Genomic DNA, 21333 nt, shown 5'->3' on the forward strand with positions numbered 1-21333 from the left:
TCAAGAGTTGGTGCTAAGCGACCAGGCTTCAGCACCAACTCTTGAAGAGGTGCGCCGATCATCGACCAGCTAGGCGGCGGCGATGGCGCAGGTCACGCCGTTGAGCTTGTATCCGGTCGGTGCCGTGGTGGACGGACCGTTGCCCGTGTAGGCGGGACTCCACGACGCACCCGGCGCGAGGTTGGGCGCCCAGCCCGGTGCCTTCACCGTGAAGGTCGGTGCCGCGAAGGTCCAGGTGGCGTTCCAGCCGTTGCCGAGCGAGACCCCGGTCGGTGCCGTGAAGGTGAGCGTCCAGTTGTTGACGGCGGTCGTGCCGGTGTTGCGGACGGTGACGGTGGCGTTGAAGCCCGTCCCCCACGAGTTGTCCACCTTGTAGACGACCTGGCAGGCCCCGGTCCCGCCGGGAGACGGCGAGGTCGAGGGCGACGTGGACGCCGACGGGGAGGGTGACGGCGAGGTGGAGCGCGACGGTGACGGGGAGGCCGACGGCGAGCGGGTCACCGAGGGCGAGACCGACGGCGGGATGCCCGTCGACTTGGCAGCCATCGCCGCCGAGTGGGCACGGAAGATCGAGAGCTGCGCCGCGCCGTAGACCGTGTCGTGGCCACCGCCGCCGCTACCGTCCTTGTACCACCAGAAGCCGCTGCCGTCGCCGCCCGCCGCCTCGAACTCGGCGTAGATCTGGGTCCACCAGTTGGACCAGTCCGACTTGACGTTCCACTCGCCCATGTAGAACGGCTTGCCGACGACGTCGTGCGAGTCGCTGATCCAGGCCCGGATCAGCGTCTTCGTCTTCGGGATGTCGAGCGCCGCCCAGCTCTCGTCCGGGTATGGATGCGCCGAGGTGAAGTCGATGTACGGCGACTGGTGGATGTAGACGAACGGGTTGCCCTCGTTGCCGCCGAAACCGTAACGCGCCTCGTGCCCCTCCAGTCCCGTACCCAGAAGGTGGTTGGGGTCGATGCTCTTGACGTATGCGCCCATCTCGTCGACCCAGGCCCGCAGCGTGGCGCCGGAGGCGTTCTCCGCCGTGCTCACATCCTGGTAGCGGGGCTCGTTCATGAGCTCCCAGGCGAAGATCGTCGGGTCGTCCTTGTACTTGACCCCGCTGTAGTGGTTGGTGCGGTTGAGCGCGTAGTTCACGTAGTTCTTGTAGGAGGTGAAGCAGCCCGGGCACTGCGTCTTGTTGAAGAACTTCGCGCGGCCGGGGTGCCCGCCGGAGAGTCCCTCCCAGGCGAGCCGGGTGTCGATGCCGCCGTAGGCCTCCCAGTAGTTCTCGAAGACCGGGATGAGCATCAGGTTGTGGGCCTTCGCCGACACGATGGCGTAGTCGAAGAGCGCGAACTGCTGGTCGTTGTAGACACCCTTCGCGGTCTCGAAGCCGTGCCAGCTCTCGTGGCTGAACATCCACAGCCGCAGCACGGAGACCTTGTCGGCCTGCAGGTGGGCGAAGTGCGCGTCGATCCGCGCCTTGTCCATGTACTGCGTCTCGGTGTCGCCGTAGCTGCCACCGTAGGTGAAGACGTCGTAGGTGTTGGCACCCGCGAAGTAGTAGGGCTTGCCGTCGAAGCAGAAGTGGATGCCGCACCGCTGGGCGAACGGCGACACCGCCGCTCCGGCACGGGTGATCAGGGTCAGGCTGGCGAGCACCAGCGTGACGACGATGGCGAGGACTATCGCGACCGGGCGGAGCCCGGATCGCAGGGTCGGAGCCAGAGGGGCGTTCATAGCTCTCCTAGGTGGACGCTGAGCCGAACCGGTTAAGCATTGTGGGAGCGCTTCCAAGCTAGCCCCCAGGGCGCAACTCTTCAAGAGTCGGTGCTTCAGGCCGCCGACCCTTGACACCAACTCTTGAAGAGTTGCGTCGAAACCGGTCAGAGAACGTCGGACCGCAGCTGCGGGAACACCTTGCCGACCTTGCCGAGCAGGTAGTCGCCGTAGGTACCGGTGAAGGCCTGCAGGTCCTGGCCGTCCCAGCGGTCCCGGCCGTCGTCGCCCACCCTGGCGGCGCCCGGCAGCGGCGGCACCTCGGCGGTGAAGTCGGGGTCGAAGAAGAAGGGGAACGAGAGGCGGTCGTTGCCGCTGACGTTGCGTACGCGGTGCGGGGTCGACCGGTAGTAACCGCCCGTCAACCGGTCCAGCATGTCGCCGATGTTGCAGACGAACGTGCCCGGGATCGGCGGCGCGTCGATCCAGCCGCCCGCCGTGCGTACCTGGAGGCCGCCGTTGTCGTCCTGGGCGAGCAGGGTGAGCAGCCCGTAGTCGGTGTGCTCCCCCACGCCCCAGCCGTCGTCACCCGCGGGCGCCGGCGGGTAGTGGAAGATCCGGAACAGCACCGTCGGATCGGCGGTGTATCCGGCCGAGAAGTAGTCCGCGGGCAGGTCGAGGCTGACCGCGACTCCGCTCAGGACCGTCTGCGCCACGGCGGTCAGCCGGTCGAGGTAGTCGAGCACCGCCGGACCGAGGTCGGGCACGTCGGCCGGGAAGAGGTTGGCGCCCTGCAGCGGTCGGGTGCTCACCGCCGACTCGGTGCCGAAGTAGAGCCCCTCCTTGAGGTCCGGCCGCCCCGAGGTCAGCTCGCCGCCGACCGGGAACCAGCCCCGCCAGGCCCGGCCGCCGCGCGCCATCGAGATCTCCGCCTTGCGCTCCTCGGGCAGGGCGAAGAACTCCCGCGCGGCCTGGTCGACCCGCTTGAGCACCTCATCGGGTACGCCATGCCCGCTCACGTAGAAGAACCCGGACTCCCGGCAGGCGGCCCGAATCCCGTCAGCCGCCCCACTGGATGAGATATCGATAACCGGCAAGCTCATGCCGCCACCTCCCGCTTCCCGAGATCACCCGGTCCAAGATCGTCGCAACTCTTGAAGAGTTGGTGTTTTGCAGCGACGCCCGGCTCCGAGATGCCTAGCTCCATCGGATGGTACCGAGCCCGTTCGGACCAACTCTTCAAGAGTTGCGGCGGTCGACAAAGGGGCAGGCGACCCCTAGGGGTTACCGACCGGGATAAGGCCGGGGAAAGTCCCGATGCGGACATGGCGGACATCGCCTAACGTTGATCGCATGACGAACCTCAACCGCCCCATCAACGGCCGCATGATCGCCGGTGTCTGTGCCGGGCTCGCCCAGCGCTTCGGCTGGTCGCCTGGTCTCGTCCGGCTCCTCTTCGTCCTGTCCTGTCTGCTTCCGGGTCCCCAGGTCGTCATCTACCTGGCGCTCTGGATCATCGTGCCGAGCGAGACCAAGGTCATCAGCGGCTACGGCACCCACTGATCTCGCCGGAGCGGTGGCGGCGGCACCCAACTGCGGGCAGAGTGAATCCATGAGCTACTACTGGTGCCTGAAGCACACCCGGGTCGAGACCGATGCCGACAAGTGTCCGGAGGATCGGCTACTCGGCCCATATCCCACCCATGCCGACGCCGCCGCAGGCCTCCAGCGGGTGCACGAACGCAACGATAAGTACGACGCGGACGACGCCAGGTGGTCAAATGGATCACCGTAGGACAGCCATGTCTATTACGAGTTTGTTGCCATAGTGTGGCGGGATGCGAGTACGAGGCTACGCGCCGGCCACCCCCTGCTGGTCGGAGTATGTTGCGGCTGATCAAGGTGCCGCTACGGCGTTCTACTGTGGCCTGTTCGGCTGGTCCGCCGACGCCACCTTCACCATGAACGGGCGCGCGGTTGCCGGGCTGCGGCCCGGTGCACCCGGCCAGCCCTCCGCGTGGTTGACCTACATCGCCACCGACGATGCAGCCGCCACCGCCGACGCCGTGCAGGACGCCGGCGGTGGCGTGCTCATGCCGCCCACCGACCTCGGCCCCGCCGGCCGGGCCGCGCTGCTGCGGGACTCCGCCGGTGCCGTCTTCGGTGCCTGGCAGCACGGCACCCTCGCCGGCGCCGAGCTCAACAGCGAGCCCAACACCGTCTGCTGGTCCGAGGTCGTCACCCGCGACGGCACCCAGGCCACCGAGTTCTACGGCAAGGCGTTCGGCTGGGTCGACCGGCAGAGCGAGCTCGCGCCGGGCCTGGAGTACACGGAGTGGGTGCACGGCAGCCGGGTCGTCGGCGGGCTGAGCATCATGGACGAGCGTTACCCCGCCGATGTGCCGTCGCACTGGCGCACGACCTTCGAGGTCTCCGACTGCGCCGAGACGATGACCCGCGCGGCCGCGCTGGGCGCCACGATCCTGATGCCGCCGATGGACGTGGGTGTCGGCACCTATGCCCAGCTCCTCGACTCCCTGGGTGGCACCTTCAGCATCATCGAGGTCGTCCCGGAGCTCCGGTCCTGGTAGCAGCGATCTCCTTGACTTTTATTGGAAATCTCCTTAACTATTAAGAATCTAAATAGTTAAGGAGATTTCTATGAAGACTCTCCGCACGGCGTTAACCGCGCTCCTGGTCGGCACCGTCGCCGCCACCGCCGCGCTCGTCGCCAGCCCCGCTTACGCCGGGACCGTCACGGCCGCGTTCAGCAAGGACTCCGACTGGGGTACGGCCTACCAGGCGAAATACACGATCACCAACGGTTCCGCCGTCGCCATCTCCAGCTGGACGATCATCTTCGACCTGCCCGCCGGGCACACGATCGGCAGCTTCTGGGACGTCGCGATCACCACCAGCGGACAGCGCGTCACCGCGAAGAACAAGGGCTACAACGGCACCGTCGCGCCCAACGCGAGCGTCTCCTTCGGCTTCATCGTCAACGGCGGCTCCGGTGTGCCCACCGGCTGCACCATCAACGGCGTCGCCTGCGCAGGTGGCCCGAGCAGCCCGTCACCCAGCTCGCCCCAGTCGCCCAGCCCGACGCCGTCCGTGCCGCCGCTGCCGGTCAGCCTGCCCGTGGCGCCCTATGTGGACATGGGATCGTGGCCGACACCGTCGCTCACCGCGATGGCGAGCGCCGGCAACCTCAAGAGCTTCACGCTCGCCTTCATCACCGCCTCGGCCTGCAAGGCGATGTGGTTCAACGCCTACGACCCGCGCCAGGCATGGGCCAAGGACCAGATCGACGCGATCCGGGCGGGCGGCGGGGACGTGAAGATCTCCTTCGGGGGCGCCTCCGGTGCGGAGCTCGCGCAGGCATGCACCTCGGTCAGCGCGCTGCAGGCGGAGTACCAGGCGGTTGTCACGGCGTACAACCTGCGGTATTTGGACATGGACATCGAGGGAGCCGCAGCGGCCGAACCGGCCTCGATCGCGCGGCGCTCGGCCGCCCTGAAGGGTCTGCAGACCGCGAACCCCAACCTGAAGATCTCGCTGACCCTGCCGGTGCTGCCGGAGGGTCTCACCGCCGACGGGCTCAACGTGGTGCGCTCCGCCCGTGACGCCGGGGTCAACCTGGACCTCGTCAACATCATGGCGATGGACTACTACCGCGCCGGCGACTACGGCGACCTCGCCGTGCAGGCGGCGAACTCCACCTTCGCCCAGCTCAAGACGCTCTACCCGGGCAAGACCGACGCGCAGGTCTGGCGGATGGTCGGCATCACGCCGATGCTCGGCACCAACGACGACCAGCACATCTACAACCAGGACGACGCACGGCAGCTCGTCACCTTCGCCAAGGGCAAGCACCTGGGCCTGCTCGCCTTCTGGGAGATGACCCGCGACCGCAACGCCTGCAACGGCGCGCTCTACATGTGCACCAACATCCCGCAGACGCCCTACGAGTTCAGCAAGATCTTCGCCGGTTACACCGGCTGATCGACGGGGTGGCCGGGGTCGCTTCGGCGGATCCGGCCACCCCTGGAACCCGCTAGCTGCGCAGGCTGGTCGCGGGGGCCACCCGGCTCGCCGCCCAGGCGGGGTAGAGCCCGGCGAGCGCGCCCACGGCCAGGCCGACCAGCGGGCCGGCGGCGATGAGCGGCGGCTCCAGCACGATCAACCAGCCCTTGACGAGGGCGACGGCGACGGTGATGTTCACTCCGATGATCGTGCCCAGGACGCCGCCGGCCAGGCCGAGCAGCACGCTCTCGAAGAGGAATTGGCCGCCGACCGCCCGCCGGGACGCGCCGACCGCCCGGCGCAGGCCGATCTCCGCCCGGCGCTCCAGCACCGAGATGAGCGTGGTGTTCGAGACACCGAGAGCGCCGATGATCAGGGAGACCACCGCGAGGCCGAGGAAGAGCGCCCGGGTGTCCCCCTCCACGCCGGTCCGGAAGGTACGCAGATCCGGCGGCACGAGGGCGATCACGGCATCCGGGTCCTGCGGCGACAGGGCCAGTGGCGCCTCGTCGGCCACCTGATCGGCGGCGCCGAGACTGGTCCGGATCACCATCTCCGGCGGAGCCATCACGTCGGCCGCGCCGGGGGCGAGACACGTCTCGTAGGGCAGGATCACCGCCCCGGTCAGCCGCGTCTCCCCGGGCGGCGCCGCGTAGACACCCAGCACCGCGACCGATCGGCCGTCGATGAAGATCAGCATCGGCGCGGCCGGTCCGGCAGCGGTCTCCACGCCGAGCTCCTCAGCGGCGACGGTGTCGAGCAACGCCACCGGTTCCCGCCGCGCGCCGTGACCGTCGTCGAAGAAACGGCCGCTGACCAGGGTCGCCCCCAGCGCGGTCAGCGCACCGGGCTGCGCCGCCGCCACGGTGACCCGCTTGTTCTCGCCGCCGACCCTGACCCGGCTCGCCGACCGGTCCTGGCGGCCCGGGCAGAAGAGTCCGGCGGCGACGACGCCGTTGAGGCGGGCCACCCGCTGAGCGGTGTCGGTGACCGGCCGTGCCGCGTCCTCGCCATAGCGCATCGTCACCAGCGTCGCCCGGACCGCGTCGAACTTGTCGGAGATCGCGGCGCTGGCACTGGCGGTGACGCCGACCGTGGCCACGGTCGCCGCGATGCCGAGGCCGATGCCCGCTGCCGTCAGCATCGACCTGCTCCGACGGCCGATGACCGCGCGAGCGGCGTGGGCGAGAACGTCGATCACCGCCGTCCTCGGTCGGCGGGGCGGTTGCTCACCGGGCTTCGAGCGCACGGTCGGGAACTCGGCCGTGGGCAGATCAGCCGTAGACATGGCCGTCCACCACCTCCACCGCACGATCGGCGCGGTCCCTGACATATGACTCATGGGTCACCACGACCACGGCCCGGGAGCCGGTGACCATGCGGCGCAGCAGGTCCAGGATCGCCTCGGTGTTCTCGCTGTCCAGGTTGCCGGTCGGCTCGTCGCAGAGGAGCAGCGCGGGCTCGTGCACGATCGCCCGGGCGATCGCCACCCGCTGCTGCTCGCCCCCGGAGAGGGTGGCCGGTCGAGCACTCAGCCGGTGCCCGAGCCCGACCGTCGTCAACGCGGTGACGGCGAGGTCGCGGCGGAGCTGCCGGGGGAAGCCCTGATGGGTCAGCGGCAGCGTCACATTGGCGACGCAGTCCAGGTAGGGCACGAGGTGGAACGACTGGAAGACGAAGCCGAGCCGGGTGGCCCGCAGTGCCGTCCGGTCGCGGTCGGACAGGACGGAGGTGTCGACACCGGCGAGCATCCGGACCCCGCTGGTCGGCTCGTCGAGCAGCCCGAGGATGTTGAGCAGGGTCGACTTGCCGGAGCCGGAGGGTCCGACGATCGCCACCATCTCACCGCCGTGGATCGTCAGGTTGGCGTCTCGCAACGCCGTGACAGCCGGTGGCCCCGGGTAGGTCCGGGTCACCGACGCCAGTGCCAGCAGTGGCTCAGCCACGCGGACCGCCGGTGGCGGAGACGAGCACCTGGTCTCCTGCTGCGAGGGCGCCGCCGACCGGGCTGACCGCGACCTGCCCGACGACTGTGACCAGCACATTCACCGTCACCTCCCGGCGTTGCCCGCCGTTGGTGACCACGGTGACGGTGACGGTGCCGTCCGCAGCGGTCCACAGCGCGGAGACCGGGACGACGAGGGCACCGTCCGGGCTCTTCGCCTTCTCCACGACCACCTGCTGCGGGTCGCCGGGCGGTGCGCCGACGGAGCCGCCGACCTCGAAGATCGCGACCCGCTGACCGGCCTGTCCGAGCGGCCCCGCCGCACCGTCCGTGCCGCCGGTCGGGGGCGGGCTGTCGCGTACCTCCACCAGGCGGGTGCCCCGCTGTGACAGGGGGCCCTCGCCGAAACGCAGCGCCGTGGTCGGCGGCAACGCGCTCAGCGCTCGCTCCGTCGCGTCGTCGACCGTGACGTGCACCTGCCACGCCCCCGAGGCGAGCACGACCAGCGAGGCACCGGCGGTCGCGCCGACCGAGGCCGGGACGCTGGTCACCATCGCCGGCAGCGTCGGGACGAAGGCGATCTCGCCCGCCGGGACGACCATCCGGGTCGTCGGTGTCGTCGGCGGAGGGCTGGCCGGCGTGGTGCTCGCGCTCGCCTCGACCGGTCTGCGCACCGGTTGGTACCCGGCCGCGGTGTAGAGCTTGCGCAGGTCGGACTCGGTGCGGCCGTCGAAGACACCGGTGATCGGCGTGTTGTATCTCGCGCGCAGACCGCGCTGCAACTGCGTCACGTCCGGGCCGCGATCCCCCCGAGCGATATCCCGGTACGCCGGGAAGGCCCCCGCCAGCGCGATCACCGGTCGACCGGAGACCACGGCCAGCACCTTGCCCGCATTGACGGTGTCGCCCGCCTTGACCGGCACCTTGGTGATCACGAGCTTCGTGGCCCCCTCGACGGCCGTCGGCCCGGGAACCACCACGGTGGCGGACCGGGCCAGAACGCCGTCGAGAAGCAGCTGGTCGACGATGCGGTCGCTGGTGACGGGAGCTGTGATCATCGACCGGCTGGGCGGTGCGGCCTGCGCGGCTCGCTGGCCCGGCGTCCGAGCGGTGGTGGCGGCGATCCATGCCACGACGGTGGCGGCGACGAGCACGGCCGCTCCCCCACCGAGAGCGATCATCCTGGCTCGCGGTCGCATGGTCCTCCTTCAATCGGCGTTGGCGGGAAACCGGCGGAGCTGAGCCGCATCAGGACGCTAGCAACTGCTGAGCCTTGCCGAGTGCCGCACGCAGGGTCTCCTGATCCGCCACGAGCTGGACTTCGTGGTCGGCGAGGTACTTGTCGACCTGGGCACGGTAGGCCTGCTGCTGCGCGTCGTGGATCTTCGCCTCGCCCGAGCACGCGACATCGGCGACGGCGAGCTGGATCTCCTTGGTCAGCGCCTCGGCCTTGGGCAGGGCGGGGCCGCTGCGGGGCCAGTAGTAGCGCAGTGCCCGCTCCGTCGCCTCCTCGGGCTTGGCGAGATCGGCGGCTCCCTTGCCCTTCATACACGACGACCAGGACTTGTAGGCCTTGACCAGGGCGGGGTCCTCCTCGATCGCGGCGGCCACGGCGTTGGCGGCGTCCGGTCCGACCGTCAGCAGGCGGACATAGGTCTCCCGGTCGCCGAAGACGGTGACGATCGACTTCTCATAGCAGCCGCCGACATAGAAGCGCGCCTTCTCGCCGCTGCCCAGCGTGACGACGGTCAGCTTGCCCAGGGCCTGCTGGTACTTCTCGACATCGGCTGCGGCCATGCCGGCCTGCGGGTTCGGCTTGTTCGCGGGCCCGCTCGGGGTGGGCCGCACCGTCTCCCTGCCGAATCCGTAGCCGAAGTTCTTCGCCTCGTCGGCGGTGAGGGTGTCGTCGGAGGGGGCCACCGGGAGCGAGGAGCTCTGCTCCCAGACGAGCCCGGGCAGGTGGCGGGTGAAGCCCTTCGCCTCCATGCACTTGACGATCGCCTTGTTGGTGGCGTTGATCGCCTGGTCGGCGAGGGCGACGGTCTGCGCCAGCACGGCGGAGCCCGAGGCGGCCGCGCGAGACTGCTCGGGTCCAGCCGTGCCGCCGGGCTCGGCGGAGGTGCCGGGGTCGGTCGTGCATGCCGACACCAGGAGCAGCAGAGACAACCCTATGAGGTGCTGGGCCTTCATGACATGCCTTTCCGTCACGGAGTTGGGTTAGACGTGCGTATGGTGGTGCCACCGATCGGCGGCACCACCACCTAGCTAGTCATAACGCAGGCGAACCCGGGCGGGTTGCATTGCGAGTGGACCCTAAAGGACGACGTACCCGTTGCAGGAGTTCTTCCAGACATGGCCCTCGACATCGTTGTCGATGTCGATGTTCCCACCCAGGGTGTAGCCCTTCTTGAGGCAGCGGAAGATCGCGTTGCCCGGGGCGCCGTTGATCGTGAAGAAGACGACGTTGCCGTAGGTGCTCGTGCCGTGGTTCTCCCACGACTCCGAGCGGTTGTCCATGTAGCGGAACTGCGATGCGACCGAGCCGCCGAGGTAGTCCCACTCGTCGTCGAAGTAGCCGACGCCGCTGCCACCCCAGTTGATGTAGTCGAAGTCGCAGACGTAACCCGCGTTGCAGTCCAGGTCACCGGTGGCGTCGTACTCGCCGGCCTGGGCCGGCTGTCCGCTGATCGCCAGGACGACTGCCGCGGCGGTGCCGGCGATGGCGGCTGCGAGCTTAGTGCGCATGAACATCACTTCCCTTTCTCTATAAGGGCATTTACCATCGACCGCGCGCGTTGGACGGCGCCTGTCCGCAACGTGCGGTAGCTCTCTATCTCCCCCGCGCTGTCGCGGAGCAGGCCCTTGAGGTGTCGGGCCTGAAGTCGATCTCCAATGGTGCGCAATCGCGATTGGACGACACAGGTGGCATCGGCGGTCGCCATCGCTCGCTCGGCAGCCCATGCGGGCTCGAATTCCATCGCCGAATAGAGGGCTCTCGCCTTGTCCCGGGCATCGGTCGGATTCTCGACGGAATGACCCGCCCGCCCCATGCAGGCCCGCCATTCGGCGAGACTCGCCTTGACCTCGGGCTCGGCGAGAACCAGGGGGATCACCTCCCCGTCGATGCCGCTGAACCGGACATCGAGCGGAACCCAGCGCGCCAGGTCGCCGAAGAGCGTGCGGCGGGCGTCGGCGAGACAGCCGGTGCTGCTGGTGCTCACCTCCGCGCCATCGGCTCGCTTCACCGTCACCACGGTCTGGCGGTCGCCGAAGAAGTCCTGCGTGTAGCGCTGCTCCTGCGGCTTGGTCAGGGTCTTGGTGTATGCCTGGTTGGCGTCCGCGTAGGAGCCCTTTCCACCGGCCCGCCGTGCCGGACCCCAGCCGTATCCATCGCGCTGAGCTGCGGCGATGTCGCTGCTGCCGTAGGGCACCACCATCGGAATCCGCGCCGACGGGTCGTTGACCCAGTCCACGGTGAACTCGTGGCCGTGTGCCGCCATGCACTCGCCGGCGAGCAGCAGCTCGGCCCAGTCGATGAGCTCGCTCTCCGTGGCCCCCGCGTCGGGCAGCGTGCCGATGTGCAGCGCTCCGGACTTCGCCGCCGACGGCTGGGCTCCGCTGAACAGGTAGGCGGCGCTGCCCGCCGCCACCACCAGGACCACCGCGCAGATCGCGGTCCAGCGCCACCGGCGACTGCCCCCGCGCTGCTCGTTGTCGCCCACCGTGCCCCCTCACCAGCCGTCGACAGCCGCATCGCTGCGAACTCGATGGGCTTGGTCGAAAGCTTGCCTCCGGTGGTGCGGCCACGTAACTGGAAGGTTCCAGGGGAGGCGGGGTGGACAGTCAGATGGCGTCGTGATATGCAAATAAATACACAGACCAGCTTACGCAGCCACGGGGGAACAAGGTGCGCGATGCGGTTACGGTGGAGATTGCTGTCCAACAACTACCAGGGGGGCCCGGAAGACCGTCCACGGTCATTGGTTTGCGGAGCGGTCAATCGGCCGTTCTCGGTTGGTGCGGTTGCGGTCGTTGCCAGGGCATCCACCGCATTCCACAGGAGCACGGCATTACCGTTCGGATCACGGCGGAGCAGGACCAATGGCGACTGTGCAACCTGTCGACCATGCCCATCGTCGTCGAAGACATGGAAGATCCCGACCTCGTCATCACCATCCCGGCCGATCGGCGACTGGTCGCCGTGACGATCGAGCTGGCGCAGGTGCGGGCCCTGCATCGCGGTTTCGCCCAGCCCGCACTGAAGATCTTCGGACCGGCCCAGAGATCAGTCGATGAACCGACAGTCTGTGCCGCGCCGACACATCACTCGCCCCAACTCAACGAGGACACCCGCTACTTCGCCACGCTGGTCGCCCTGTGCGCACCACGGCTGCGGGAGAGCCCGGTCGCGACGCTGCCCACCGCGCGGGAGATCGCCGAGATGTTCACGGCGATCGGCCAGCCGACCACGCAGCGAGCGGTCGATTCACACCTGGACGCGATCCGGGCGCGGTTGAAATTGATCGGCGAGCCTCGGGAAGCGCTCGCCACCGAGGCGATCCGCTGCGGCATCGTCCGCCGCGATCACCTCGACATCTTGCCCACTCCCTGACGGCCGCCGCATCGGAGGCGAGGGGTCGACACCGCTCAGTCGAGATCCGGACCGGGCTCCACGGAGTCCGGTCCGGCGACCGGCAGCCAGAATCGGATCAGCGTGCCGTCCGACCCCGTCTGCACCCGCACCAGGTCGCAGAGCCCGTTGAGCAGCAGCAGACCCCGCCCGCTGAGGCTGTGCGGGTCGGCGAGCAGGCGCCCGGCGAGCACGTTGTGCAGCAGGCGCGGCGATTCCACCTCGCCGACGACGTAGCTCTCCTCGCGCCAGACCCGCAGCACACCGGAGCCGCCACCGTGCTCGATGGCGTTGATCGAGAGCTCGCTCACCGCTATCTGCAGCATCGCGAGGTTGTCGGCGGCGATGCCCAGATCCGTGATGAGCCGGCGGACCTCGCGCAGCCCGTCACCGTCGAAGGCGAGTGAGATCGCCACCGCGGGCGGCTTGGGCAGCTGCTGGTCGAAGAGGAGCGAGGCCTCGTCGTCGTGCGGGTACCGCGCGCTGCGGCGGACCACACCGCGCGCGTCGAGCAGTGTCGGGTGGGTCAGCTCCGCGTCGGCGATCCGGTCGGGCTGCAGGCTGTCGAGGTCATAGGGGCAGAGCACGGTCACGTCCTGCCCGGTCAGGGCCAGGTTGATCAGCATCTCGTGCTCGAAGCAGGCCGGGTACTCCAGGTCGGTGCGGTCGGCCCAGATCGGCTCGCCGATGATCCGGGCGCGTCGATCCCCCGCCTCCTGCACGAAGGCGTCCAGAACCAGCGGCAGGATGCGGCCGGGATTGCGCCCCGCGACGCTCATGTCGGCGAATCGCAGACCGGGGATCTCCTCCGGGCCCATCGCCAGGCGCAGCGCGGCGAGATTCGCCGGGGGCAGGGCGGCGAGGACGGGTTCGCCCTCGGCGAGACCCGCTTTGATGAACGGGATCAGGGAAGCGACCAGCGCATCCCGGCCCCGGTAGAAGAGGGCGGGATGGTCCAGCGTGCCTCGCACGCGAGGGTGCTTGGTCAACATGGCGTTCTTCCTCAGCCGCAAGAGGAGTTGCCTAATCCTTCCAGGCACCCGGCGCGGCGTCAGTCAGACAGGCGGCCAAGCACCCGATCGAGGTAGTCGTTGGCGAACAGGTGATCGGGATCGAGACGCTTCCGAGCGGCGAGGAAGTCTCCGAACCGGGGGTAGCGAAGGCTCAGCGACTCGGCGTCCTGATAGTGAATCTTACCCCAATGAGGACGACCCTCATATGACCGGAAAATTCGCTCAACTGCCTGAAAGTACTCATGGTGATTCTCCCGGAAATAGCGGTGAATAGCTATATATCCGGTGTCGCGACCGTGGCCGGTGGAGAGCCAGATGTCGTCGGGGGCGGCGACCCGGACCTCCAGGGGGAAGGAGATGCGCCAGCCGCGCGCGGTGATGAGCTTGTCGATCTCCCGCAAGGCATCGGTGATCGCGGCCCTGGGCAGGGCGTACTCCATCTCGCGGAAGCGTACCCGGCGCTCGGTGGTGAAGACGCCGGTCGAGATGTCGGTGAATTCGCGGTTGCCGGTGAGCCGCTGCGCCAACCGGTTGACCGGCGGGATGAGCGGCGGCACGGCACGGCCGAGGCCGCAGACGCCGGCGAAGACCCGGTTGGACATCAGGTCGTCGTCGATCCAGCGCTTCACCTTGCCCAGCGGCCGGCTCTCCGCCGAGAGCGGCAGCCGGGTGTTCGTCTTCGTCAGCGCGGTCGTCGTGTGCGGGAACCAGTAGAACTCGAAGTGGTCGGCGGCCGCGGCCCGCTCCAGGAACGATTCGAGTACGCCGTCGAGCCGCTCCGGCCGCTCCACCGCGTGCAGCTTGAACGCCGGTACGCAGCGCAGGGTGATCTCGACGAGCACCCCGAGCGCACCCAGCCCGAGCCGCGCCGCGTTGAAGAGCTCGTGATCGGCGTCGATCCGCAGCACGGACCCGTCGGCGGTCACCAGGGTCACCGCGGCGACCTGGTTGGCGAGCCCGGCGAATCTGGCGCCCGTGCCGTGCGTTCCGGTCGAGGTGGCGCCCGCGAGGGTCTGCGCGTCGATGTCGCCGAGGTTCTCCATCGCCAGCTCATAGGGTGCGAGCAGGGCCGGGACCTGGTGCAGCGCCGTGCCCGCCGCGAAGGTGGCGAGGTTGCCGTCGACCGAGATCAGACCGGAGAGCCGGGCCAACCCCAGCTGTACGCCGGGCGCGACCGCGATGCCGGTGAAGCTGTGACCGGCGCCGATCGGCTTGACCCGCAACCCGTCCCGGCGCGCGCCCGCGACCGCGGCCACCACCGCGTCCACTGTCGACGGATGCTCCACCCGGGCCGGGGTGACGCTCTCGCTGCGACCCCAGTTCTGCCACGTGCCGCTCACAGGAACGCCTTTCCCTCGCCGCGATAGGTGGCGACCGTGCCGACCACCGCATCGCCGTCCACCACATGGAGCTCGTTGGCGTGCTCGCTCAGCTCGCCCGCCTTCGTGTGCCGCAGCCACACCCGGTCACCGATGCGCAGCTTCCCTGCCGCCGCGCCGACGACGGGGGTCTGCACCTCGCCCGCCATCTCCCGGTCGACCATCGTCAGCCCCTGCGGCCAGGCGATCTGCGGCAGCCGGTCCCTCCCCGGCGGGCCCGACGCGATCCAGCCGCCGCCGAGGAGCGTCACTCGATCGGGGGCCGGGCGGCGTACCACCGGAAGGGCGAAAGCGGCGGCCGGAGCGGGAGTGAAGTGCTGGTAGTTGTCGAACAGATGCGGGCCGAACAGGCCCGAACCGGCCGCGACCTCGGTGACCGACGGGTCGGCGCTGGTGCGTTCGATGCTGCCGGTGCCGCCGCCGTTGACGAACTCCAGCGTCGTGAGCTGCGAGACCGCGTGGACGGCGGCGGTTCGCCGCTCGACCAGCTCCGCCATCGAGGAGCGCTGGATCGCCCGCACCACGCGCGCCATCAGCGGTTTCCCGGCAGGAGCGTTGCCGAGCCCGGCGATCTGCGCCTCGTAGCCCATCATGCCGACGAGTGTGAACCCCGGCCGCCCCACGATCGCCTCGGCGAGCTTGCGGGCCTGGTCGGCGGTGTGGATCGGCGAGCGCCAGACGCCGATGTGGCCCAGGACGCGGGCGTTCCAGGAGGCGTCGAGCTCGATGCAGACCCGGATCGGCTCCCGCTTGCCCGGTGCGATCGCCGCGTCGACGAGGTCGAGCTGGTCGACGGAGTCGATCATCACGGTGACCCGCTCCGCCAGCATGCCGCTGCGGCCGAGCTGCGCGTATGCGGCCCGATCGGCGCTGGGGTAACCGACCACGACGTCGTCGATCGTCCGGGCCAGCCAGATCGCCTCCGGCAGCGTGTAGGCGAGCACTCCCCGGTAACCGGGCAGCTCGAGCACCGCGTCCATCACCTCGCGGACGCGAACCGACTTGCTCGCGATCCGGATCGGGATGCCGTCGGCCCGCCGCTGCATGTCGAGCGCGTTGTGCGTCAGCGCGCCCAGGTGCAGCGCGGCGAAGACCGGGTCGAGGTGCGCGGTCGCCGCGTCCATCGCGGCCCAGTGGGCCTCGCGCCAGGGCGCTCCGCCCGGGGTGGTCAGCCTCATGCCTACCTCACCTGCTTGATGGGGAGTACGCAGGCCGCGCCCACGATCGACGTCAGCCCCGCGACGATGTAGAGCACGCCGAAGCCGCCCGCGTAGGCGACGATCAGCGCGCCGAGCAGTGGTGCCATGGCCTGCGGAAACGCCGTCGCAATGTTCATGATGCCCAGATCCTTGCCCCGCGCGGCGGGATCCGGCAGGACCTGCGTGGCGAGCGCCTGGTCGACGGAGAGGAAGCAGCCGTAACCGAGGCCGAGCAGCCCCGCGCCGACCATCGCGACGGTGAGGTCGGGGAAGAAGGCGAGCAGGATCGCGGCGGCACCCTGGCAGGCGGCGGCGATCAGCACGAAGACCTTGCGGCGACCGAGCTTGTCGGAGAGCCGGCCGAGGATGAGCGAGGCGAGCACCACGAACCCCATGTAGACCAGGGAGAGGTTGATGATCGCGGCATCCGCGTCGGCGACCTTGACGTGGTATTTCAGGAAGTAGAGCAGCAGCGTCGTGCCGAAGGCGTTGCCGAAGTTGACGAGGATGCGGCTGAGCAGGGTCCAGCCGAAGTCGGGGTACTGCCTGGGGCTGATCCACAGCGTCTGGCGTTCGGCCCGGGTGCCCTTCGGCAGGACCGCGTCGGGTGCCCAGATCACGAAGGGCGCCACGAGCACCAGCAGCAGGATCGCCATCGACCAGTAGCCGTACCGCTGGCCGATGAAGACCTCGGTGACGAGGACCAGCCCGGCGATGGTGCCCACCGCCTGCGGCGCGGAGATCCAGCCGGAGACGAAGCCGCGCTGGCCCACCGGCACCTGGTCGGAGATGGTCGCGGTGAGCGCCGCGGTCAGCACGCAGAAGCCGATCAGCGCGACGGTCCAGCAGATGCCGATCCCGATGATGCCGCTCTGCTCGCCGAGCAGGGCCAGGGCGCCCGCGAAGAGCAGCGCGCCGATGATGATCCACGGTCGCCGCCGACCGAGCCGGGACGTGGTGCGGTCGGAGAGCGCACCGGTCATCGGGTAGGCGACCAGCGCGAACATGCCCGCGATGCCGGAGACCACCCCGAACGCGATGACGTTGTCGACCCAGTCGGCCGCCTGGAGCTGCGCCTCGATCTGCTCGGGCAGCAGGAGCTGGATCGGGGTGAGCTGAGCCATCCAGATGCCGAGCCAGGCGAAGGCGAACGCGCTGATCCAACCGCCACCGACCCGCCGGACCGGCTCCGCGAAGGCGCCGCTGGGGGCTTCCTGGGGTTGCGCGACAGTGCTCATCGGGCCTCTTCGAGAGTTGTGGCGGGGTGGGGGACGGCCATGGCCGCTAGTGCTTCGGTGGCGAACTCGATCACGCTCTCGGCCTGGGCGCTGTCCCGGTCGACGAGCCAGCCCAGGGTCAGGCCGTCGCTGAGGGTGATCAGGATCCGGGCCATCTCGTCGATCGGCCGCCGCCAGGTGATCCGGTTCTGCTCGGCGACGTGCACGAGCAGACCCGCGGCGGCACGGTAGTAGGCGTCGTACTGCTGGCGGGCGGCGGCACCCAGCTCGGGGGTACGCATGGCGTACTGCACCAGCTCGAACATGGCGAGCTCCCGAAGCGGATCCTGCTCGACGAGCCGCAGGTAGGCATGGAGCCCGTCGCGGATCGTGGTGCGCAGGTCGGCACCGGTCGCCAACCCCTGGGTCGCGGCGAGGATCTCGTGGTCGATGACGAACGTGATCAGCTCGGAGATCAGCTCGTCACGCGACTTGAACGCGTAGTGGAAGCTCGCCAGCGACATCCCCGCCTCGGCGACGATCGCCCGGGTCGTGGCGGCCGCGACGCCGTGGGTGGCGATCACCCGCAGCGCGGCCTGGACCAGGGCGGATCGACGCTCCGCAGCCGGGATTCTCGCCACTCGTTCACCCCACGTTCGTAAAGTGGGTCAACTGTCCCAGTCTCTCCCCCGCCTGTCTACCCCCTTGCCGTCCAAGATCGTCGCAACTCTTGAAGAGTTGGTCCTAAAACCCCGTTAGGACCAACTCTTCAAGAGTTGCGACGATCTTGGGGCGGGCTAGAAGATCTTGGGGTGCGGGTGCCAGGGGAAGCTTGGCGGGCGGCGGGCCAGGAACGCGTCGGCGCCCTCGCGGGCCTCGCCGCTCTCGCGTACCTCGCGCATCCAGTGGGCCACCCGGTCGGCGTCGATCGAGGTGGCCGCCGCCATCGCGATGATCTCCTTGGACGCGGCCTGGCTCAGGGCCGATCGCGAGGCGAGCACCCCGGCGAACTCGTCCACCCGGGCCTCGCCCGCGATCTCGTCGATCAGGCCCCAGCGCAGCGCCCGGTCGACGCCGACGAGCTCCGCCGAGAGCAGCAGGAACCGAGCCGCCGCCGGTCCGACCGACTGGACCAGCCGGGCGGTGCTCGACGCGGGGTAGACGATGCCCAGCTTCGCGGGGGTGATGCCGAAACGCGCATCCGCCGTGGCGAAGCGGAAATCGCAGGCGAGCGCGAGCTGGCAGCCGCCGCCGACGCAGAACCCCTCGATCCGGGCGATCGTCGGCTTCGGGAAGCGGGCCAGCGCCTCCTCGGCCGCGACGGCGAGGTTGGCGTCCGGCGTATCGGCCCCGACATCGGCGAGGTTGGCGATATCCGCACCGGCGCAGAAGGTGTTGCCGTCGCCGCGCAGCACGACCACGCGTACGGCGTCCTCGACGATCAGTCCATCCAGGACTGTCGGCAGCTCGCGCCACATGTCGGCGGTCATCGCGTTGCGCTTGGCCGGGTTGGCGATGCGGACCGTCGCCACCGCACCCGCGATCTCCACATCCAGCCGCCCGGTCACGCCCACACGATAACCCGCGGTTGATCACCCCGGTCCGCGGTCACGTTTTGCAGCAAAGCGTGGCATCGCTTCGCGATATGGCCACGCTTTGCTGCAAAACGTGACCGCGGCGGGTGCGGCGGTGGGCGTACCCGGAAAAGGGGGTTTGATCTTTGGCCCGGGCGTAATCTGTCAAGGTCATCTTCGATGGACTGGGGGAGCCATGAAGCGCTTGGTTTTGACGGCCGCGTGCGCGGTCGCGCTGGTGGGAGGGGCCGCGCCGGCGTTGGCGGCGGACCCGACACCGACGCCGTTTCCGACCACATCAGCAGCAGAGGCGACACCGGCGCCCGAACCGTCCATCACGATGGATCAGAACACACGCGAGGTCTGCGCCAAGTCAGCCGCGACCGTGACCGCGGGCGTCTCGGATTTCACGACGGAGCTGGGCAAGGTCAGCTCCTCCGCGACGAACGGCGACCTGACCGGCGCCGAGCAGTCCGTCAAGAAGTCCGGCACCATCCTGATCACCCTCGCCGGCAACCTGCGCACCGACGCGCAGCAGGCACAGAACCCGCAGGTCAAGACCGCACTGGAGGATGTCGCGGCGGAGTTCCAGTCGCTCGGCGGCTCGCTCAACAGCCTGACCTCGCTGCAGACCTTCGACACCGCGCGGCTGGAGGCGCTCGCCGACCGGATGTCGAGCCTGTGCGGCAGCAAGTGAAGCACGCGTGTATCCCGCGAACCTAACCTGAACGGGTTCGCGGGAGGTGGGAGTTGGCTGTTCATGCCTGGTCGGGCGCTGCTGCGGCGATCGGCCTGGTGCTGCGTGCGGCACCGGTTCGGCTGATCACCTCGATCACGCTCGGGTTCGCCGCCGGGGCCGCGCCGATCGCCGCCTCCTGGTGCCTGAAGCGGCTGCTCGACCGGCTCGCCGCCGGGGAGACCGGCCTCGGTTGGCTGGTCGCGGGGCTCGCGGTCGCGGGACTGGGCACGGCGGCGCTGCCGCACCTCGCGTCCTTCGTGCGCAACGCGGCCAACCGGGCGACGGCGGTGCTCGCGCTCGACCGGCTCTACGCCTCGGTGGACCGCTTTCCCGGACTGGCCCGGTTCGAGACACCCTCCTTTCTGGACACGTTGCGGCTGGCGCAGTTCGCCGGCGGGGTGGCGCCCGGCCGGATCGTCGATGGCGGATTGGCGCTGCTCACGGCCGTGGTCACGGTGGTCGGCTTCCTCGGTTCGCTGCTGGTGCTGCACCCGGTCTCGGCGCTGCTCGTGCTCGCGGCGGCCGTTCCGGTGCTCCTCGCCGAGCTGGCGCTGGCTCGCCGTCGAGCGGGGATGTACTGGCGGATCGGCCCGGCGCAGCGCCGCGAGGCGTTCTATGCCTCGCTGCTCGGCGAGGTGCGGGCCGCGAAGGAGATCCGGCTCTTCGGCATCGGCGCGCTGCTGCGGTCCCGCATGATCGCCGAGCGCCGCTCCGCCGATGCCGAGCAGCACCGGCTCGACCGCCGCGAAGCCCTCACCCAGGGCGGGCTCGGCCTGACGGCCGTCGCCGTCGCCGCACTCTGCCTACTGTGGACGGTGCAGCGAGCGGCCGCCGGTTCGCTCACGGTCGGTGATGTCACGCTGGTGGTCGCGGCGATCGCGGGCGTCCAGGCGAGCCTCGCCTCCATGGCGGCCAATCTCGCGGGTACGCACGAGCAGCTCCTCCTCTTCGCCCACTACCGAGCGGTGCTGGGCGCCGAGCCCGAGCTGCCCGTCGCCGCCGAACCCCGACCGCTGCCGCCGCTGGGCCACGGGATCGAGCTGCGCGACGTGTGGTTCCGATACGACGACGACCATCCGTGGATCCTGCGCGGGGTCGACCTGACGATCCCGGCCGGTGCGAGCGTCGCCCTCGTCGGCGCCAACGGTGCGGGCAAGAGCACCCTGGTCAAGCTGCTCTGCCGCTTCTATGACCCGACCCGCGGAGCGGTGCTCTGGGACGGCGTCGACATCCGTGACGTGGACCCGGCGGAGCTGCGGCGGCGGATCGCGGCCGTCTTCCAGGACTACATGGCCTATGACCTCACCGGGGCCGAGAACATCGGGCTGGGCGAGACCGCTGCGCTCGACGACCGGCCACGGCTGGTGCTCGCCGCGCAGCGGGCGGGGGTGCACGACGCGCTCGCCGGGCTCCCGGCCGGCTACGACACGCTGCTGAGCCGGGCGTTCGATGAGGAGGGCGGGGTGGGCGTACCCCTCTCGGGTGGTCAGTGGCAGCGCGTGGCGCTGGCTCGCGCGCTGCTGCGCGACGGCGCGGAGCTGCTGATCCTCGACGAGCCCTCATCCGGGCTGGACCCCGAGTCGGAGCACGACGTGCACTCCCGGCTGCGCCGTTACCGGGCGGGACGGACCAGTCTGGACATCTCGCACCGGCTCGGTACGGCACGGGACGCCGACCTGATCGCCGTGCTCGACGACGGGGTCATCACCGAGCGGGGCGGCCACGAGGCGTTGATGGCGGCGGACGGCGCCTATGCCCGGCTCTTCCGGCTGCAGGCGGCGGGGTACCAGCTGTCGTAGAGCACCCGTCCTGGACGGACGCTCTTAGCACCAACTCTTCAAGAGTTGCGCGGATCTCGGTCTTCGGCGGGGGCGGACCCAGGTTCGGTCCGCCCCCGCCGTTGGAGC

20 protein-coding genes are annotated in these 21333 nt (G+C 69.5%); 6 read left to right on the forward strand and 14 right to left on the reverse strand.

Annotated features, from left to right (window positions below):
- Positions 1-69 precede the first annotated feature (69 nt).
- Positions 70-1728: a cellulose binding domain-containing protein gene (locus tag F4553_RS16500; protein ID WP_184836996.1), complete on the reverse strand. Its 1659-nt coding sequence runs from the start codon at positions 1726-1728 to the stop codon at positions 70-72.
- 146 nt (positions 1729-1874) lie between these two features.
- Entirely contained in the window at positions 1875-2810 is a 936-nt protein-coding gene (locus F4553_RS16505; protein ID WP_184836998.1) for an isopenicillin N synthase family dioxygenase, read from the reverse strand.
- A gap of 250 nt (positions 2811-3060) precedes the next feature.
- Between F4553_RS16505 and F4553_RS16510 the strand changes: the two genes are divergently transcribed.
- From F4553_RS16510 to F4553_RS16520, 3 genes are all read left to right on the forward strand, one after another.
- Positions 3061-3270, forward strand: a complete 210-nt coding sequence (locus tag F4553_RS16510; protein ID WP_184837000.1) for a PspC domain-containing protein — start codon at positions 3061-3063, stop codon at positions 3268-3270.
- A gap of 275 nt (positions 3271-3545) precedes the next feature.
- Positions 3546-4298 (forward strand): VOC family protein, encoded by a 753-nt coding sequence (locus F4553_RS16515; protein WP_184837002.1) that lies wholly within the window; start codon positions 3546-3548, stop codon positions 4296-4298.
- Positions 4299-4368: 70 nt separating this feature from the next.
- Complete coding sequence (locus F4553_RS16520; protein WP_184837004.1) at positions 4369-5709, forward strand: glycoside hydrolase family 18 protein; 1341 nt, start codon at positions 4369-4371, stop codon at positions 5707-5709.
- Positions 5710-5761: 52 nt separating this feature from the next.
- Here F4553_RS16520 and F4553_RS16525 read toward each other — a convergent pair whose 3' ends face one another.
- From F4553_RS16525 to F4553_RS16550, 6 genes are all read right to left on the reverse strand, one after another.
- Complete coding sequence (locus F4553_RS16525; protein ID WP_184837006.1) at positions 5762-7018, reverse strand: ABC transporter permease; 1257 nt, start codon at positions 7016-7018, stop codon at positions 5762-5764.
- A complete protein-coding gene (locus F4553_RS16530; protein ID WP_312875236.1) occupies positions 7005-7676 on the reverse strand; it encodes an ABC transporter ATP-binding protein in 672 nt (223 codons plus the stop codon). The genes F4553_RS16525 and F4553_RS16530 overlap by 14 nt, the downstream gene beginning before the upstream one ends.
- Positions 7669-8874, reverse strand: a complete 1206-nt coding sequence (locus F4553_RS16535) for a peptidoglycan-binding domain-containing protein (protein ID WP_184837010.1) — start codon at positions 8872-8874, stop codon at positions 7669-7671. Before F4553_RS16535 ends, F4553_RS16530 begins: the two co-directional genes overlap by 8 nt.
- Before the next feature lie 49 nt (positions 8875-8923).
- Positions 8924-9865: a hypothetical protein gene (locus F4553_RS16540; protein WP_184837012.1), complete on the reverse strand. Its 942-nt coding sequence runs from the start codon at positions 9863-9865 to the stop codon at positions 8924-8926.
- A 123-nt stretch (positions 9866-9988) separates the two neighbouring features.
- Positions 9989-10420 carry a hypothetical protein gene (locus tag F4553_RS16545; protein WP_184837014.1) on the reverse strand — a complete coding sequence of 144 codons (432 nt, stop codon included), beginning with the start codon at positions 10418-10420 and terminating at the stop codon, positions 9989-9991.
- A gap of 5 nt (positions 10421-10425) precedes the next feature.
- Entirely contained in the window at positions 10426-11397 is a 972-nt protein-coding gene (locus F4553_RS16550; protein WP_184837016.1) for a hypothetical protein, read from the reverse strand.
- 185 nt (positions 11398-11582) lie between these two features.
- Here F4553_RS16550 and F4553_RS16555 point away from each other — a divergent pair, with 185 nt between their 5' ends.
- Positions 11583-12287 (forward strand): hypothetical protein, encoded by a 705-nt coding sequence (locus F4553_RS16555; protein ID WP_221469919.1) that lies wholly within the window; start codon positions 11583-11585, stop codon positions 12285-12287.
- Between the two features lie 35 nt (positions 12288-12322).
- Here F4553_RS16555 and F4553_RS16560 read toward each other — a convergent pair whose 3' ends face one another.
- From F4553_RS16560 to F4553_RS16585, 6 genes are all read right to left on the reverse strand, one after another.
- Positions 12323-13297, reverse strand: coding sequence for an anti-sigma factor RsbA family regulatory protein (locus F4553_RS16560; protein WP_184837020.1), 975 nt, complete (start codon positions 13295-13297; stop codon positions 12323-12325).
- A gap of 59 nt (positions 13298-13356) precedes the next feature.
- Entirely contained in the window at positions 13357-14658 is a 1302-nt protein-coding gene (locus F4553_RS16565; RefSeq protein WP_184837022.1) for a D-arabinono-1,4-lactone oxidase, read from the reverse strand.
- A complete protein-coding gene (locus tag F4553_RS16570; protein ID WP_184837023.1) occupies positions 14655-15875 on the reverse strand; it encodes an amino acid deaminase/aldolase in 1221 nt (406 codons plus the stop codon). Before F4553_RS16570 ends, F4553_RS16565 begins: the two co-directional genes overlap by 4 nt.
- A gap of 2 nt (positions 15876-15877) precedes the next feature.
- The gene (locus tag F4553_RS16575; RefSeq protein ID WP_184837025.1) at positions 15878-17134 is read right to left on the reverse strand and encodes an MFS transporter; all 1257 of its coding nucleotides are present in this window, start codon (positions 17132-17134) and stop codon (positions 15878-15880) included.
- On the reverse strand, positions 17131-17754 hold the full coding sequence (locus F4553_RS16580) for a TetR/AcrR family transcriptional regulator (protein WP_184837027.1): 624 nt from the start codon (positions 17752-17754) through the stop codon (positions 17131-17133). The genes F4553_RS16575 and F4553_RS16580 overlap by 4 nt, the downstream gene beginning before the upstream one ends.
- 156 nt (positions 17755-17910) lie before the next feature.
- Positions 17911-18681, reverse strand: a complete 771-nt coding sequence (locus F4553_RS16585) for an enoyl-CoA hydratase/isomerase family protein (RefSeq protein ID WP_184837029.1) — start codon at positions 18679-18681, stop codon at positions 17911-17913.
- 346 nt (positions 18682-19027) lie between these two features.
- Between F4553_RS16585 and F4553_RS16590 the strand changes: the two genes are divergently transcribed.
- The gene (locus F4553_RS16590; RefSeq protein ID WP_184837031.1) at positions 19028-19384 is read left to right on the forward strand and encodes a hypothetical protein; all 357 of its coding nucleotides are present in this window, start codon (positions 19028-19030) and stop codon (positions 19382-19384) included.
- A 53-nt stretch (positions 19385-19437) separates the two neighbouring features.
- Positions 19438-21225 (forward strand): ABC transporter ATP-binding protein, encoded by a 1788-nt coding sequence (locus F4553_RS16595; RefSeq protein ID WP_184837033.1) that lies wholly within the window; start codon positions 19438-19440, stop codon positions 21223-21225.
- The last annotated feature ends 108 nt before the right edge of the window (positions 21226-21333 follow it).

The organism is Allocatelliglobosispora scoriae, assembly GCF_014204945.1.
Lineage (GTDB): Bacteria > Actinomycetota > Actinomycetes > Mycobacteriales > Micromonosporaceae > Allocatelliglobosispora > Allocatelliglobosispora scoriae.

Coding starts and splice junctions, on each gene's coding strand:
- F4553_RS16500 (WP_184836996.1), bottom strand. CDS start 1,728: ATGAACGCCCCTCTGGCTCCGACCCTGCGATCCGGGCTCCGCCCGGTC.
- F4553_RS16505 (WP_184836998.1), bottom strand. CDS start 2,810: ATGAGCTTGCCGGTTATCGATATCTCATCCAGTGGGGCGGCTGACGGG.
- F4553_RS16510 (WP_184837000.1), top strand. CDS start 3,061: ATGACGAACCTCAACCGCCCCATCAACGGCCGCATGATCGCCGGTGTC.
- F4553_RS16515 (WP_184837002.1), top strand. CDS start 3,546: ATGCGAGTACGAGGCTACGCGCCGGCCACCCCCTGCTGGTCGGAGTAT.
- F4553_RS16520 (WP_184837004.1), top strand. CDS start 4,369: ATGAAGACTCTCCGCACGGCGTTAACCGCGCTCCTGGTCGGCACCGTC.
- F4553_RS16525 (WP_184837006.1), bottom strand. CDS start 7,018: ATGTCTACGGCTGATCTGCCCACGGCCGAGTTCCCGACCGTGCGCTCG.
- F4553_RS16535 (WP_184837010.1), bottom strand. CDS start 8,874: ATGCGACCGCGAGCCAGGATGATCGCTCTCGGTGGGGGAGCGGCCGTG.
- F4553_RS16540 (WP_184837012.1), bottom strand. CDS start 9,865: ATGAAGGCCCAGCACCTCATAGGGTTGTCTCTGCTGCTCCTGGTGTCG.
- F4553_RS16545 (WP_184837014.1), bottom strand. CDS start 10,420: ATGCGCACTAAGCTCGCAGCCGCCATCGCCGGCACCGCCGCGGCAGTC.
- F4553_RS16560 (WP_184837020.1), bottom strand. CDS start 13,297: ATGTTGACCAAGCACCCTCGCGTGCGAGGCACGCTGGACCATCCCGCC.
- F4553_RS16570 (WP_184837023.1), bottom strand. CDS start 15,875: ATGAGGCTGACCACCCCGGGCGGAGCGCCCTGGCGCGAGGCCCACTGG.
- F4553_RS16575 (WP_184837025.1), bottom strand. CDS start 17,134: ATGAGCACTGTCGCGCAACCCCAGGAAGCCCCCAGCGGCGCCTTCGCG.
- F4553_RS16590 (WP_184837031.1), top strand. CDS start 19,028: ATGGATCAGAACACACGCGAGGTCTGCGCCAAGTCAGCCGCGACCGTG.